This window comes from Meiothermus taiwanensis WR-220 (genome assembly GCF_003568585.1).
Lineage (GTDB): Bacteria > Deinococcota > Deinococci > Deinococcales > Thermaceae > Meiothermus > Meiothermus taiwanensis.
Map to the genome: position 1 here is coordinate 2,329,247 of NZ_CP021130.1, position 14,958 is coordinate 2,344,204.

Sequence of the window (14,958 nt, forward strand, 5' to 3'; positions counted from 1 at the left end):
ACCGGTATGCTGTATACATGGCACGAACCAAGCAGGACATACTGCAAGAGCTCAAAGAACAGCAGGTGCGCTTCCTGCGTTTACAGTTCACCGATATCCTGGGCATTAACAAGGTCGTCGAGCTACCGGTGAATCAGTTCGAAAAGGCGCTGGACGGCGAGATCATGTTCGATGGCTCCTCCATCGAGGGCTTTGGCCGCCGGGAGGTAGAGGAGTCGGATATGTTGCTAAAGCCGGACTACAACACCTTTGTGGTCTATCCGAGCGACCTCGAGCCCAGCACCAAAGGGGCCGTGGCCCGCCTCATCTGCGACATTGCCTACCCCGATGGCAAACCCTTTGAGGGCGACCCCCGGCAGGCGCTCAAGCGGCAGATTGAGCGGGCTCAGAAAAAAGGCTTCGACAACCTCTATGTGGGCAGCGAGGTGGAGTTCTTTTTGTTCAACCGCAGCCCAGAAGGCGGCCCCACCACCCATACCTACGACCGGGCCGGCTACTTCGACCTGGCCCCCACCGACAAAGGCGAGGAGGCCCGCCGGGATATGGTGGACATGCTGGTGCGGATGGGTTTGCAGCTCGAGGCCGCCCACCACGAAGGGGCCCCCGGCCAGCACGAGATCGACCTCAAGTACACCGATGCCCTGCAGGCCGCCGACAACCTGACCACCCTCAAGTTTGTGGTCAAGCGCGTCGCCATCAACCACGGGCTGCACGCCACCTTTATGCCCAAACCCATCGCCGGCATCAACGGCTCGGGGTTGCATTTCCACCTTTCGCTCTTCAAAAATGGCGAAAATGCCTTTTATGAGCCAAAGGGGAAGCTCGAGGCCTGGCCCCACCAACTTTCCAAAACCGCCCTGCAATTTATCGCCGGCCTCTTCGAGCACGCCGAGGGCATGGCCGCCATCACCAACCCGCTGGTCAACTCCTACAAGCGCCTGACCCCCGGCTACGAGGCCCCTACCAGCGTGGCCTGGTCGGTCTCACACCGCAGCGCCATGATCCGGGTGCCCAAGCGGCGCGGCGTAGGCACCCGGGCCGAGTTTCGTTTCCCCGACCCCTCCTGCAACCCCTACCTGGCCCTGGCGGCAATCCTGGGGGCAGGCCTCGAGGGTATCGAGAACAACCTGACCCCCCCGCCGCCCATCGAGCGCGACGTATACGAGCTTTCGGTGCGCGACCGGCGCAAGTACCGCGTAAGCGAGATGCCCGGAACCCTGCGCGAGGCCCTCGAGGCCCTGCAAAAGAACCGGGTTATACGGGCTGCGCTGGGTGAGCAAATTTATAAAGATTTCCTACACGCCAAACAGGTGGAATGGAACTCTTACCGAATCGCAGTACACCAGTGGGAGCTTGACCAGTACTTGGCTGAGTACTAGCACAAAACGGAGGTTTTTGCTGGATTGCTTGTAAGATGAAAGGCTTCATCGGTGGTATGCGGCGGTCTTACCGAAGGGAGTGCTCTAGGATTCAAAAAGATAGCCTCTGGAGGTCTTTGCTTTAGATGATTATCTTTTTGAATCCAGTACTACAACCAGCCAATGCCATTCCACACGCATCCTGACCTGATTCAAGAATCATACAAAGCACCGGGAGAATCTTGCATTTTTATCCAGGACGATCTTGCATTTTTATCAGAGTTGTGTAGGCTCATATTGGCTGGTCAGCAGAACATCCCCCTAGATTGACACAACACAGCATGGGTTAGGTAAAATAGGCCAGCCAGCTAAGGCTAAACTTGTTGTTCTTTAGGAGGAATCGGCATGAAAAAGCTCGCAATTCTAGCACTGGGCGCATTGGCTCTGGGTGCAGCCTCGGCCCAGTCCAATGTGATCAAGATCGCTTCGGTCTCGCCCCTGTCCGGGCCCCAGTCGGGTCTAGGCACCGCCATCCAGCAGGGCGCTCAGATGGCTATTGAGGACGCCCAGGCCCGCTTCCAGCAGCTTGGCTTCCAGCTCCAGTTCGCCCCCCAGGACGATCAGGCCAACCCCGATGTGGGTGTGGCTGTGGCCCGGCGTATCGTTAACGACCCCGACCTTTTGGGAATCGTAGGTCACCTGAACTCAGGTGTGGCCATTCCAGCTTCGGAAATTTATAAAGACACCAACCTGGTGATGGTCTCCCCGGCCAACACCAACCCCCGGGTGACCGACCGCGGCTACCTGAGCGTTAACCGCATCTGCGGCCGCGACGATGTGCAGGGCCCGGTGGGCGCCGAGTACGCTGTGAAAGTACTCAAGCGCAACCGCCTGTTCGTAATCCACGACAAGACCCCCTACGGCCAGGGCCTGGCCGAGGCCTTCGCAGCCCGTGCCAAAGAACTGGGTGCCAACATCGTGGCCCTGGTGGGTACCGAGGAAGCCTCCAACTTCCAGCCCCTGATCCTCCAGATGCGCGCCCAGCGCCCCGACCTGGTCTACTACGGCGGTATCTACGACAAGGGCGGCGTGCTGGTCAAGCAGATGCGGGAGCGCGGCATCACAGCCACCTTCATGGGTGGTGACGGTCTGGACTCCTCCGACCTGGTCAAGATTGCCGGCGCAGCCTCCAAGGGTGTGCTCTACACCACCACCGCCGGCCCCATCAGCACCCTGCCCAAGGCTGCCGCTTTCGCCCAGCGCTACAAAGCCAAGTTCGGCAAAGACCCCGAGGCCTACGCGGTGTACGCTTTCGATGCCGCCAACGTGATTCTGAACGCCATCGAAGCTGCCATCAAGGCCAACAACGGCCGTAAACCCACCCGCGAGCAAGTGGCCCGGGCGGTGCGTGCGGTCAAGATGGACGGCCTTACCGGTCGCATTGAGTTTGACAGCAAGGGTGACCGTAAGCTTTCCGACTACTATGTCGTAGGTCTGAAAGAGGCCAAGTACCCTGGTGAAGTGCTGCGGGTGATTCAGTTCGCACCCCCGGCTGCTCGCCAGTAAGGTTGCTTACCCGCCAAAGGCCCCCGTTCACGCGGGGGCTTTTTGGTTGCTTATACCGGATTCAAAAAGATAATCTTCAAACAAAAAGCATTCAGGGGCGGCTTCGCCCTCCGCTATGCGGACAACTTCGGTCAGGTTGTCCGGTGCCGAACCAACCGAATCTGGTATTACAACCAACCCTTATAGCTTTACGTTGCTTCAGGAAAACCTTCAGGTACGATACACAGAAACCCCCATGCTCCAGCCGGCGGTTCAAACTTTGTACGGAAATATCAAAAAACTGACTCAATGGTCAGTTTTATCCAAATTTCAGCACTGCCAACCTGTTGTCAGGTTGGTTTGCAGCCTATATACTCTGGCAGGCTAAAGCTGGAAAAGAACGCACGCTTGTATGAGTTTTTATGCGTGTGTTCGTATAATCATAAAAGACTAGGGAGGTTTACTTGACGGTTGCAGATCTGTTTGCCATCCTACCGCAAACCCTGCTCGAGGGTCTGCTCTTGGGGTTCGTATACGCCATGGTGGCCCTGGGATACACCATGGTGTATGGGGTGTTGGGGCTGATTAATTTTGCCCACTCCGAGGTGTTCATGATCGGGGCGGTGATCGGCCTCGAGGTCTTCCGCTTCTGGGGCAATCCCGAATCACCGGTGATCGCCAATCCGTTCTTGCTGCTCTTGGTGGCTCTGATTTTTGCCGCGGTGGGTTCGGGCATCATGGCTGTTTTGGTCGAGCGCTTCGCCTACCGGCCCCTGCGCAAACGAGGCAGCAAAAACATTCTAGTGCCCATGATCACGGCCATTGGGGTCTCTTTTTTGTTGCAAGACCTGACCCGTATCTACGCCGCGCTGCGCCACAACGAGTTCAACATGCAGTACCGCACCTACGACGCCTTGAACCAGACCTTTGAGCTGCCCTTCCAGACCATCATCCAGGTCAAGGGCATCATCATCATAGTGGTTTCCATCCTGATGCTCATCGGGCTCACCTACCTGGTCAACCGCACCAAGCTGGGCAAGGCCATCCGGGCTGTCTCCCAAGATATGCAGACGGCCTCCCTGATGGGCATCAACCCCGATGTGATCATCTCGCGCACCTTTTTGATCGGGGGTTCGCTGGGTGGGGTGGCGGGGGTTTTGTTTGGCCTGCTCTATACCAACGTAACCCCCTACTCCGGGGTGCTGCCAGGGCTCAAAGCCTTTACCTCGGCGGTGCTGGGTGGCATTGGCAACATCCCGGGGGCTATGGTCGGGGGGCTTATTCTGGGCCAGCTCGAGACCCTTTCGGGCACCTACCTGCCCTTTCTAACCAACGGCAACTTTGGCACCGAATACAAAGATGTGTTTGCTTTCCTAACCCTGGTGCTGCTGTTGCTGTTCAGACCACAAGGCATCTTTGGTCAGAATGTGAGTGAAAAGGTATGAGCCCATTCATGCTTCCTTTTACCGTGGCCTTCACGGCCCTCTCCATGCTCGGGGCCTTTCTAGCACCTGAAAATGGGCTGACCAACCTGGCCATGCTGCTCTCGGTTGGGCTCGTCAGCCTGGGCCGGCTGCCCACCGCCTGGCGCTCGGGCTTGCTGGCCGCACTGGCCTTGGCCCTGACCCTGCTGCTGCGGCTCAATCCTGACGACAAGCTGGCCTTCTACGGCCTGCTGGGCGTGCTGGTCGCAGCCTTTTTGCTCCCCAATTTGAGCCGGTTGGTACGCATCGCCCTGGGCGTAGCCATCCTGTTTATTGCCGTGCCCATCGCCGGGCTTACCAACTCGTTCCTGTTCGAACTGGGCATCCAGATCGGGATTTTTGCCGCGCTGGCGCTGGGCCTTAACGTGGTGGTTGGACAGGCCGGGCTACTCGACCTGGGGTTTGCGGCCTTTTTCGCCATCGGGGCCTACACCTGGGGCATCTTCGGCTCACCGCAGGCGGCCCAGTTCATCCCCGGTTACCCCTCCGAGGGCCTGCCCGGCAACTACCTGTACCTGTTTATGGCGCTGGCCGTTATTACGGCGGCCATTACCGGGGTGCTGATCGGCTTGCCGGCCCTGCGCTTGCGGGGCGACTACCTGGCCATCGTAACCCTGGGCCTGGGTGAGGTGGTACGGGTTTTCGCCAACAACCTCGATAAGCCCCTCAACATCACCAATGGCCCCCAGGGCATCACCCCGGTCAACCGACCGGAGGTAGGGCCGCTTGCCGAGTTCCTGCGGGCCATTGGGGCCGAGCGCCTGTACGGTCGGCCCATTGACGAATCCATTGCCTATGCGTTTTTCTTCTATCTGCTGGTGCTGCTGGTCATCGGCATTGTGGTGCTGGTAAACATCCGGCTGGCCAACTCCCGCTTCGGACGGGCCTGGGTGGCCATCCGCGAGGACGAAATTGCCGCCAAGGCCATGGGCATTCCACTGCTGCCTACCAAGCTGCTGGCTTTCGCCACCGGTGCAGCTTTCTCCGGTGCGATGGGGGCAATTTTCGCCGCCAAGCAGACCTTCGTAAGCCCCGAGTCCTTTACCCTGCAAGCCTCGATTAATATCCTGGCTTTCGTGATTCTGGGGGGCATGGGCTCCATCGGTGGCGCGGTGGTGGGTGCGGCAGCGGTCACAGTGCTCAACATCGGCATCCTCAAGGACTTCTCCGACCTCCTGAACACCTGGCGCCAGACCGGGGTGACCATCCTGGGATACAACATGGCCAACCTACCACCCCAGCTTAACCCTGCCAAGTACGAGCGCCTGGTCTTCGGTTTGATTCTGATTCTGATGATGATCTTCAGGCCCGAGGGGCTTATACCCGAGCAGAGACACCGGGCCGAGCTACAGGAAGCCCGTCAGGAAGCCAAGGAAGGCGGTGGCAAATGAGCGAACTGGCCCTGGACGTACAAAACGCCACCAAAAAGTTTGGCGGCTTGGTGGCGGTTAACAACGTGAGCCTGCAGGTACGCCCTCGAGAAATCTTCTCGGTGATTGGCCCCAACGGGGCCGGCAAGACCACCTTTTTCAACCTGCTGACCGGAATTTACAAGCCCGATACCGGCAAGGTGCTGTTCTTTGGCAAAGACATTACCGGCTACTCACCCGATCGGGTGGCTCGCACCGGAATTGGTCGCACCTTTCAGAACATCCGGCTGTTCAAGGCCATGACCGTGCTGGAGAACGTGTTGGTGGGACACCACAGCCTTACACACCAGAGCTACCTGGACGTGCTGCTGCATACGCCGCGTTTCCACGCCTCGGAGCGGAAGGCGAAAGAGCGGGCCATGGAGCTGCTGGCCTATATGAACCTGGACAAGCGGGCCGAGGAGCTGGCCTCGGGGCTTTCGTATGGTGAGCAGCGTCGCCTCGAGATTGCCCGGGCCCTGGCCTTGGAGCCCAAGCTGCTCTTTCTGGACGAACCAGCGGCTGGTATGAACGAGCAAGAGACCGAAGACCTCAAGATGCGCGTACGCAAGCTGCGCGACGACCTGGGCCTGACCATCGTGCTGATCGAGCACGACATGGCCATGGTGATGAGCATCTCGGATCGGATTGCGGTGCTCGAGTACGGCTCCAAGATTGCCGAGGGGCTGCCGGCCGAGATCCGCAACAACCCCAAGGTAATCGAAGCCTATCTGGGCCGGGGCGCCGCAGGGCAGGCTGGAGGGGGTGCCCATGCCTCTGCTTGAAGTTAAGGACATCCACACCTACTACGGTCACATCCACGCGCTCAAGGGCGTCTCGCTCACGGTGGAGGAGGGTGAGATTGTGACCCTGATTGGTGCCAACGGCGCGGGCAAAAGCACCACCCTGCGCACCATCAGCGGAATGAACAAGCCCCGCAAGGGCGAGGTGGTGTACCAGGGCAACCCCATCCACAAACTGCCTGCCGACAAGATTGTGGGGCTGGGCATTGGGCACGTGCCCGAAGGACGGCGCATCTTCCCCCGCATGACGGTGGAGGAGAACCTCGAGATGGGCGGCTTTCTGATCCGCGACCCCAAGGTGCTGCAGGAGCGCAAGGAGCAGGCCTTTACCCTCTTCCCCCGCCTGGCCGAGCGCCGCAACCAGAAGGGGGGCACGCTTTCGGGTGGCGAGCAGCAGATGCTGGCGATCGGTCGCGCCCTGATGCAAGACCCCAAGCTGCTGCTGATGGACGAGCCCTCGATGGGCCTGGCCCCGGTGCTGGTGGATTTTATCTTCGAGATCATCCAGAAGCTCAATCAGCAGGGCAAAACCATTCTGCTGGTAGAGCAGAACGCCCGCCTGGCCCTGCAGATTGCCCACCGGGGCTACGTTTTGCAGACCGGACAGCTCACCATGAGCGGCCCAGCTAAAGAGCTGGCGGCCCGGCCTGAAATCCAGGAAGCCTATCTGGGTGGGCACTAGCCTTGGAGGAGCGAGTTATGAAAACCAAGCATGCCCAGTCCGCCAGCCTGAAGGGCCTCGAGGTGCCCGGCGCGGTGCTGCGCCCTTTTGCCGGTGAGCAGCTGATGCTCATGCGGGCCGAGGGCAAAGCAGGCTGGCCCCTGGCCGCCCACGCCCACCCCCACGAGCAGATCACCCTGGTGGTCTCGGGGCGGCTGCGGATGCGGGTTGGAGAGGAGTGGCTCGAGCTCGGTGCAGGCGATATAGTGCACGTCCCCTCCAACGTGGAGCACGAGGTGCTCTTCCTCGAGGACAGCGTGGTGTTTGACGCCTTTCACCCAGTGCGGCAGGATTTGCTCGAGCGCCTCGAGGCCCCAAAATAGTCCCCATGCAGCAGGAGGTCACCACCTACTACCTCGAGATCTGCGCCCCCCATGAGCTACGCCCTAAGCGCGTTGAGATGGAGGGGTTGCTGCTTATCAAAGCCGAAATTCCCAGCGCCGAGTTGCAGCATTTTCTGTATCGCAGCGTGGGCGGCAACTGGTACTGGTACGAAAAGGCCGACTGGACGTATAAGCAGTGGCTCGAGTACGCGCAAAACCCCCACCTGCACACCTGGATGCTGCTTCTAAAAGGCACGCCAGCGGGTTACTTTCAGCTCGAGGTGCAGCCAGACCACCAGGTGCAGATCGTGTATTTTGGCCTGCTGCCGCAGTTTGGCGGGATGGGGCTGGGGGGCCACCTCTTGACCTGTGCGCTCGAGGAAGCCTGGCGGCTGGGAGCGAAAAGGGTCTGGGTGCACACCTGCTCGCTGGATAGCCCAGCCGCCCTGGCCAACTACCAGGCCCGGGGTATGCAGCTCTACAAAACCGAGACCAGGCTGATGGAGATCCCCGACCAAACCCCCGGCCCCTGGCCCGGGGCTTATGGCTAGGTGGGCGACAGCTCGCCAAACCACTCAGCTGCCTTGCGCCGGGCCTGCTCCTTGATGGCAGGGGTGATGTAGGCGGCTACCGTAGCGATGGCCGCCAGTAGAACGCTCAAATCGTCGGTGAAGCCCACCAGCGGGGCCAGGTCGGCCACCAGATCGAAGGGCAGGATAAAGTAAACCAGCGCGCCCACGATGGTGCGCTTGGCCCAGGCCGGGGTCTCCGGGCGCTTCAGGGTGTAGTAGAGCCAGAGGGCTTTTTCCACCACCTCGCGCCCCGCCATGCGAGCGAACCTTCGCAGCTTGCGCCAGAAGGCGGCCTCGCTGTAGCGCTCGGTAGGTTGGATGGGCACGGCCTCGAGCTTCTGCAATTCTCCCATAAACCCCTCCTCTAGATGGTAGCAATTCCTCGACCAGATGGATGAGTTGGGTTCAAAAATGTAACCCAAGCTGCAAGATTGAGCACCCTTCTTTCCTTATGCTAACCTCGTCTTACAAGCAGCGTTCACCTGCAATCGGATGCCCAAGCAGTTCCCTTTCTTTGGAACCCTGCTAAATCCTGTGGGCTGACGTTGCAGGCAGCGACTGCAAAGGAGGAATAAGCATGCGAATCCGGTTTTGGCTCACCCTGGGGCTAGCCCTCCTGCTATCCTGGGCTCTGGCCCAGCCCCGCACCCTGATTATTGCCCAGGGCACCGACCCCACCTCGCTGGACGCCCCCCTGGCCACCGACTCGCCTTCCGGAACAGTGGTGAGTCATGTGGTGGAAACCCTGTTTGAGTACACCCCCGACGGCAAAATTGTGCCCTTGCTGGTCGAGCGCTACAGCTTTAGCAGCGACCGCAAAACGCTGACCCTGTTCCTTCGCAAAGGCATCAAGTTCCACGACGGCACCGATTTCAACGCCGAGGCGGTGAAGTTTAACCTCGAGCGCCTGATCTCCCCCGAGCTGGCCTCCTCGTTTGCCTTCCTGCTGCGCGGCCGGGTGAGCGCCTTCGAGGTAGTGGACAGCCACACCCTGCGCCTGCGCATGCCCGAGCCCTTCGCTCCAGTGCTGGCGCACCTCTCCCACGGCTCCACCGGGATCCAAAGCCCAGCCGCCATCCGGCGTTTGGGCGCAGGTTACCGCGACAACCCAGTAGGCACCGGCCCCTACAAGTTCGACCGTTGGCAGAAAGGGCAGTTTGTGGAGCTGGTGCGCAACGAGGAGTACTGGGGTAAAAAGCCGGCCATCGAGCGCCTGCGCTTCCTGGCTGTACCGGAGGCCACCACCCGGATGGCCCTGGTCGAGACCGGGCAGGCCCATGTGGCCGTGCGGGTGCCGCCCCAGGACGTGCAGCGCCTGAGCGCCCGCCCGGAAATTGAGGTGGTCACCACCCCCAGCGTGCGCACCATCTTCTTCTACTTCAACCAAGCCAAAAAGCCCTTCGACGATGTGCGGGTGCGCAAAGCCATCAACCACGCCATCAACAAGGAAGAGATTGTGAAGTTTGTGCTGGGCGGCTTTGGCCGGGCCTCCGATGCCCCCATCAGCCCCGGCATCTTTGGGTACACCAAGATTGGCAGCTATGAGTACAACCCCAACCTGGCCCGGCAACTGCTGGCCCAGGCCGGTTACAACGCTCAAAACCCCCTGCGCTTCACCCTGCACAGCCCCAACGGACGCTACCTGCAAGACATCCGGGTAGCCGAAGCGGTGCAGAGCCAGCTCCGGGCAGTGGGGGTACAGGCCCAGATCCAGACCCTCGAGTGGGGCGCCTACCTGGCCGCCAGCAACCAGCCGCGCGAGCGCAACGAGTTCCAGATGGCCATGCTGGGCTGGGGCACGGTAACGGGCGATGCCGACTACGGCCTGTTTGGCCTCTTCCACTCCTCGCAACACGCCCCCAATGGCTTTAACCGGGGCTTCTACTCCAACCCCCGGCTTGACCGCATCCTCGAGCAGGCCCGGGTTGCCACCAACCCCCAGGCCCGGCAACAGCTTTACAGAACAGCCATGCAGATCATCTACAACGATGCCCCCTGGGCCTTCCTGCACTCTGAACAGCAGGTCACAGCCATCCGTCGCGAGGTGCAGGGCTTTATCGTACACCCCATTGAGCGCCTTATTGCTACCCAGGCCAGCTTCCGGACTGCAAGCGAGCGCTAGTTAGCCACACACCCCCCGCCACAGCCAGCTGTGGCGGGCTTCTTCTTGCAGGAGAAGCGAGGCCTGGGTAGGATATCCAGCGACGTCAACCCGTACCGCACCTCAAGTCTGGTGTAGTCTTCACATGACCACTTATATTCTCCGCCGCCTGCTAACGGTCATCCCCACCTTGCTCGGGGTCTTGCTGGCCGTATTCCTGATGGTGCGGCTGGCGCCCGGCGACCCCGCCCAGCTCCTGGCCGGCGAGTTTGCTACCCCCGAGACCCTGGCCGACATCCGCCAGCGCTTTGGTCTGGATCAGCCCTGGTACACCCAGCTCGGACTCTACACCCTGAATGTGTTCCGTGGCGACTTGGGCGAGTCGGTTCGCACCCGCAAACCCGTAACCTACGAGCTAAGCCAGTACTTCCCCAATACCCTCCGGCTCACCCTGGGGGCCATGCTGGTGGCCCTCCTGATTGGCATACCGGCGGGCATCATCGCCGCCATCCGCCCCGGTACCATCTTCGACCTGCTCGCCATGCTGGGGGCCTTGATTGGGGTCTCGATGCCGGTCTTCTGGTTTGGCCTGATGGCGATTTTGATTTTCTCGGTGCAGCTCGGCTGGTTTCCGGTGGCCGGTACGGGTACTTTGCGCCACCTGATCCTCCCCGCCATCACCCTGGGCATCGGCACCGCCGCCATTCTGGCCCGCATGACCCGCAGCGCCATGCTGGAGGTGCTCTCGCAGGACTACATCCGCACCGCGCGGGCCAAAGGGGTGGCGGGCCGGGTGGTGATTTTCAAGCACGCCCTGCGCAACGCCCTGATTCCGGTGGTCACCATTGCTGGCCTGCAGTTCGGTGGACTGCTGGAGGGTGCGGTCATCACCGAAACGGTGTTTGCCTGGCCGGGCATTGGACAGCTGCTGGTGGGTTCGATCCTGGCTCGAGACTACCCGGTCGTCCAGGGGGCGGTGCTCCTGATTGCGGTGGCCTTTATCCTGATTAACCTGATAGTAGACCTGCTGTACGGCGCCATTGACCCGAGGATCCGCTATGACTAAACCAGTGGCGAATACCTCCACCCCAACCAGACGCGAGCCACCCCGCTGGCGGCGGCGCTTGTTGCGGAGCCCTCTGGCCATCACGGGGTTCGTCTTTATCGGTGTTTTCGTGCTGGTGGCAGCTTTCGCACCTTTCATCTCGCCGTACAGCCCGGTTGAGCAAAACCTGCGCGGCACCTATGTTCCCCCCATGCGTGTGGAGCTGAGGGGCCCCCAGGGCCAGCCCGGCCTCTGGGTGCGCGAGGTTAGCCGCACCCCACTGGGCCAGCTCGAGGTGGGGCAGGAGCTGTATCCCATCCGGTTCTTCGTGCGCGGCGAGCCCTGGGTCTGGTGGGGTGGCCTGCTCCGAAGTGATTTGCACTTGTTTGGGGTGGACGGCCCGATCAAGTTTTATCTGCTGGGGGCCGACGAACAGGGCCGCGACATCCTGAGCCGGCTGGCCCATGGCGCCTGGATCTCGCTCTCCATCGGGCTTATTGCGGTGACCATTGGTCTTTTGGTCGGGGTTCCGGTGGGGCTTTTTTCCGGCTACTTTGGCGGCACCTTCGACCTGATCACCCAGCGCATCGTGGAGGTGATGCTCTCCTTTCCTGGCATTCTGCTGGCCATCGTGCTGGTGGCCACCCTGGGCACCGGCCTGACCAACGTGATGATTGCGGTGGGTATCGCAGCCATTCCGGTATACGCCCGGCTGGTGCGGGGCTCGGTGCTGGCCTTGCGCGACCGGGAGTTTGTGGAGGCCAGCCGCGCCCTGGGTAGCCGCGATCTGCGCATCATGCTCCGGCACATCCTGCCCAACGCCCTCTCCCCCATCATCGTGCAGTCGAGCCTGCAGATGGCGGTGGCCATTTTGTTTGCCGCTGGGCTGGGCTTTCTGGGCCTGGGGGCGCGTCCCCCCGAACCGGAATGGGGGCTGATGCTGGCCCGGGGGCGCGAATACCTGGCCACGGCCCCGCACGTAGCAACCTTTCCGGGGCTGGCCATCATGTTCGTAGCCCTGGGCTTCAACCTGCTGGGCGATGCGCTGCGCGATGCCCTCGACCCCAGGGCTTTGCGGTAAGACATTTCTCACCAGCGGCCCCCTCTTTTTGAGCAAAGCTTCACCCAGGGCCCCCTACGCCTGCAAAGCCGCTAATATGGGGGTATGAAACCATGGCTGGGTCTTATCCTGCTGGCCCTGGCGGGCTGCATCCCCGAGCCGGGTCAGGCTACCTACCGGGTCGGCGAAATTCAGTTGCTCTTCCCCGAGAACACCGAGCGCTGGACGTACTTTTACGGCGAGCCCCAGGCGGTGCAGCTCGGCGGGCGCACGCTGGCCCTTACCAAAGGCAGCTCCAGCAGCCCCCTGGCCGTGCCGGAGGCCTTGCTGGTGGATGGCGAGGCCCTCTACCGCGAAATTGGGCCGGCGCAGCCGCGTGTAGCCCAGACCAGCCGCACCTTCCCGGGTTTGCAGTTTGTGGTACGGGCCAGCCGCAACCTGCAAAGCGCCTGGCTGTTTGATGGGAACTGGTCGAGGCTGGAAAGCAGCTTTGCCAGCAATAGCGCACAGGTTGTAGAGAACCGGCCCGGTACGCCCCGCTTCGAAGAACTGTCCGAGGCCGAGAACAGGGTGGTGCTGCAGGAGATCCTGGCCCGCCGCGGAGGACGCCCGGTGGTGCTGTACGAGGTTCAACCGGCCCTCGAGCCCAACCGCTACACCCCCGCCCCTGTCCAAAGCCGGGTGGTGGCCCTGGCCGTGCAGTACGGCCTCGAGACGGAACTCACCCTTATGCCCCCCAACCCCAGCCCCAATCCCCGCGTGCTGCGACAAGGCAGCCAGTCGGCCTACACCGACCCAACCCCCGCCGCGTACCTGGCGAGCAGCCCCGATCAGCTCCTTAGTGTCTGGCGGCTGGCCACCGGCCACCAGATTCCCCAGCCCGCCACCCCCTCGGTCGATTTCAGCCAGAGCCGGGTGGTGGCCTTCTTCTGGGGACAGAAGCCCACCGGCGGCTATGGTGTGCAGTACGTGAGCAGCCAGCTTTCGGGCAGTACCCTGCGGGTCACCTTGCGCCTGGTGAGCCCCGCGCCGGGGGCCATCCTGACCCAGGCCCTGACCAGCCCCTTCGTGCTGCTCGAGGTGCCCGGACGCTTCAACCGGGTTGAGTTTGTAGACGTGAACGGACGGCCCCTGGCCAGCGCAGGGAACTGAATCCCAACCCTTGGGGTGCGCGTTACTCCCTCTCCCCTGCCCCCTTGCCCTCCCGGCGCCCGCGGAAGACCATCCGGAAGGGAATCTCGCGCAGACCTAAGTCTTCGCCGATGCGGTTGCGCAAAAAGCCCTCGAAAGCCCGCGTGACAAACTCGGGGTGGTTGCAAAAGAAGACAAAGGTGGGGGGGGCCACCTCGGGCTGGGTGAGGAAAAAGAGCTTGAGGGGTTTGCCCTTGAAGTTGGGCAGCTGGGTCTGGGTGCTCCAGACCGAGAGCCAGCGGTTGAGCTCGGCGGTCTCGAAACGCACCCGGGCCAGCTCATAGAGCCGGGCGGCCTCGGAGAGGAGCTTGTGCAGGTTCTGCTTGGTCACCGAGGAGACATACAGCAGGGGCAGGTGCTGAACGTGCGAGAGTTTGAGGGCCAGGTCGGCCCGCACCCGCCTGGCCTCCTCTTTGCTTTCGATTAGATCCCATTTGGTGATGGTCAGGATGACCGGCTTGCCGGCCTCGAGGGCCTCGTTGGCCAGCTTAAGTTCGTGGTCGCCCAGCTCCTTGGGGTCTATCACCAAGAGCACCACATCGGCATCGCGGATGGCCTGGTGGGCCCGCACGATGGCCTGTTCCTCCACCCCGGTCTCGGGCCGCTTGCGGATGCCGGCGGTGTCGACCAGCAAAAACCGGCTACCCCCGTAGTCGAACTCCACATCGATGGAGTCGCGGGTGGTGCCGGGTATCTCCGAGACGATCACCCGCTCCTCGCCCAGGATGGCGTTGAGCAGGCTGGACTTGCCCGCATTGGGCCGGCCCACAATAGCCAGCCGGATGGGTACGACCTCGGGCTCGCTCTCCTCCTGGCGGATGGGCAGCAGGGCCCAGATGCGCTCCAGCAGCTCATCGAAGCCCCGGCTGTGGGCTGCGCTGGTGGGGACGGGCTCGCCAAAACCCAGGGCATAGAAACTCCCCAGGTAGGCCTCGTGCTTGGGGTCGTCTATCTTGGTAGCCACCAGCAGCACCGGCTTGCCCTGGCGGCGCAAAAAGTCGGCGACCTCGAGGTCGGCGGTAACGATATCGCTGCGCCCATCCACGGCAAAGAGCACCAGGTCGGCCTCCTGGATGGCGCGCTCCACTTTTTGCTTGATCTTCTTCTCCCACACATCCCCCGACCACAAGCCGCCGGTATCGATCAGCTTGAAGCGGCCCTGCTCGCTCTCCACCACACCCTCTTTGAGGTCGCGGGTCACCCCCGGCACATCGGCCACCACCGCAAACTGGCTCCCGGCCTTGGTGGCTTTCTCCGGGGCGGTGCGCAGTCCCAAAAGCTTGTTGAACAGGCTCGACTTACCCACGTTGGGGCGGCCCACAATCACCACTCTATACATAACTCAA

The 14,958-nt window shown here is 61.7% G+C and carries 14 protein-coding genes; 12 read left to right on the top strand and 2 right to left on the bottom strand.

Going from position 1 to position 14,958, the window contains the following annotated elements; genetic code table 11:
• Nucleotides 1-17 precede the first annotated feature (17 nt).
• The 8 genes from glnA to MTAI_RS11480 all read left to right on the top strand — a co-directional run bounded on the left by glnA (nucleotide 18) and on the right by MTAI_RS11480 (nucleotide 8,194).
• Nucleotides 18-1,379: a type I glutamate--ammonia ligase gene (gene glnA, locus MTAI_RS11445; RefSeq protein ID WP_027886454.1), complete on the top strand. Its 1,362-nt coding sequence runs from the start codon at nucleotides 18-20 to the stop codon at nucleotides 1,377-1,379.
• 384 nt (nucleotides 1,380-1,763) lie between these two features.
• Nucleotides 1,764-2,924 carry a branched-chain amino acid ABC transporter substrate-binding protein gene (locus MTAI_RS11450; RefSeq protein ID WP_027886455.1) on the top strand — a complete coding sequence of 387 codons (1,161 nt, stop codon included), beginning with the start codon at nucleotides 1,764-1,766 and terminating at the stop codon, nucleotides 2,922-2,924.
• Between the two features lie 443 nt (nucleotides 2,925-3,367).
• The gene (locus MTAI_RS11455) at nucleotides 3,368-4,348 is read left to right on the top strand and encodes a branched-chain amino acid ABC transporter permease (protein ID WP_027886456.1); all 981 of its coding nucleotides are present in this window, start codon (nucleotides 3,368-3,370) and stop codon (nucleotides 4,346-4,348) included.
• Nucleotides 4,345-5,778, top strand: coding sequence for a branched-chain amino acid ABC transporter permease (locus MTAI_RS11460; RefSeq protein ID WP_027886457.1), 1,434 nt, complete (start codon nucleotides 4,345-4,347; stop codon nucleotides 5,776-5,778). Before MTAI_RS11455 ends, MTAI_RS11460 begins: the two co-directional genes overlap by 4 nt.
• Complete coding sequence (locus MTAI_RS11465) at nucleotides 5,775-6,581, top strand: ABC transporter ATP-binding protein (protein WP_027886458.1); 807 nt, start codon at nucleotides 5,775-5,777, stop codon at nucleotides 6,579-6,581. The genes MTAI_RS11460 and MTAI_RS11465 overlap by 4 nt, the downstream gene beginning before the upstream one ends.
• Nucleotides 6,568-7,281 (top strand): ABC transporter ATP-binding protein, encoded by a 714-nt coding sequence (locus MTAI_RS11470; RefSeq protein ID WP_027886459.1) that lies wholly within the window; start codon nucleotides 6,568-6,570, stop codon nucleotides 7,279-7,281. The genes MTAI_RS11465 and MTAI_RS11470 overlap by 14 nt, the downstream gene beginning before the upstream one ends.
• 17 nt (nucleotides 7,282-7,298) lie before the next feature.
• Nucleotides 7,299-7,643 (top strand): cupin domain-containing protein, encoded by a 345-nt coding sequence (locus tag MTAI_RS11475; RefSeq protein WP_027886460.1) that lies wholly within the window; start codon nucleotides 7,299-7,301, stop codon nucleotides 7,641-7,643.
• Nucleotides 7,644-7,648: 5 nt separating this feature from the next.
• Nucleotides 7,649-8,194, top strand: coding sequence for a GNAT family N-acetyltransferase (locus MTAI_RS11480; RefSeq protein ID WP_027886461.1), 546 nt, complete (start codon nucleotides 7,649-7,651; stop codon nucleotides 8,192-8,194).
• On the opposite strand, the gene MTAI_RS11485 is transcribed toward MTAI_RS11480, so the two are convergent.
• Nucleotides 8,191-8,568 (bottom strand): YkvA family protein, encoded by a 378-nt coding sequence (locus tag MTAI_RS11485; protein WP_036196735.1) that lies wholly within the window; start codon nucleotides 8,566-8,568, stop codon nucleotides 8,191-8,193. The two genes, MTAI_RS11480 and MTAI_RS11485, sit on opposite strands and share 4 nt — an antisense overlap.
• A gap of 224 nt (nucleotides 8,569-8,792) precedes the next feature.
• On the opposite strand from MTAI_RS11485, the gene MTAI_RS11490 reads away from it, so the two are divergent.
• The 4 genes from MTAI_RS11490 (at nucleotide 8,793) to MTAI_RS11505 (ending at nucleotide 13,573) form a co-directional block, all read left to right on the top strand.
• Nucleotides 8,793-10,337: a glutathione ABC transporter substrate-binding protein gene (locus MTAI_RS11490; RefSeq protein WP_027886463.1), complete on the top strand. Its 1,545-nt coding sequence runs from the start codon at nucleotides 8,793-8,795 to the stop codon at nucleotides 10,335-10,337.
• 124 nt (nucleotides 10,338-10,461) lie between these two features.
• Nucleotides 10,462-11,382: a nickel ABC transporter permease gene (nikB, locus tag MTAI_RS11495; RefSeq protein ID WP_027886464.1), complete on the top strand. Its 921-nt coding sequence runs from the start codon at nucleotides 10,462-10,464 to the stop codon at nucleotides 11,380-11,382.
• A gap of 58 nt (nucleotides 11,383-11,440) precedes the next feature.
• Nucleotides 11,441-12,442 (top strand): ABC transporter permease, encoded by a 1,002-nt coding sequence (locus MTAI_RS11500; protein WP_027886465.1) that lies wholly within the window; start codon nucleotides 11,441-11,443, stop codon nucleotides 12,440-12,442.
• An 84-nt stretch (nucleotides 12,443-12,526) separates the two neighbouring features.
• On the top strand, nucleotides 12,527-13,573 hold the full coding sequence (locus tag MTAI_RS11505; RefSeq protein ID WP_027886466.1) for a protease complex subunit PrcB family protein: 1,047 nt from the start codon (nucleotides 12,527-12,529) through the stop codon (nucleotides 13,571-13,573).
• 22 nt (nucleotides 13,574-13,595) lie between these two features.
• On the opposite strand, the gene der is transcribed toward MTAI_RS11505, so the two are convergent.
• Nucleotides 13,596-14,951 (bottom strand): ribosome biogenesis GTPase Der, encoded by a 1,356-nt coding sequence (gene der, locus MTAI_RS11510; RefSeq protein ID WP_027886467.1) that lies wholly within the window; start codon nucleotides 14,949-14,951, stop codon nucleotides 13,596-13,598.
• Nucleotides 14,952-14,958: the final 7 nt, after the last annotated feature.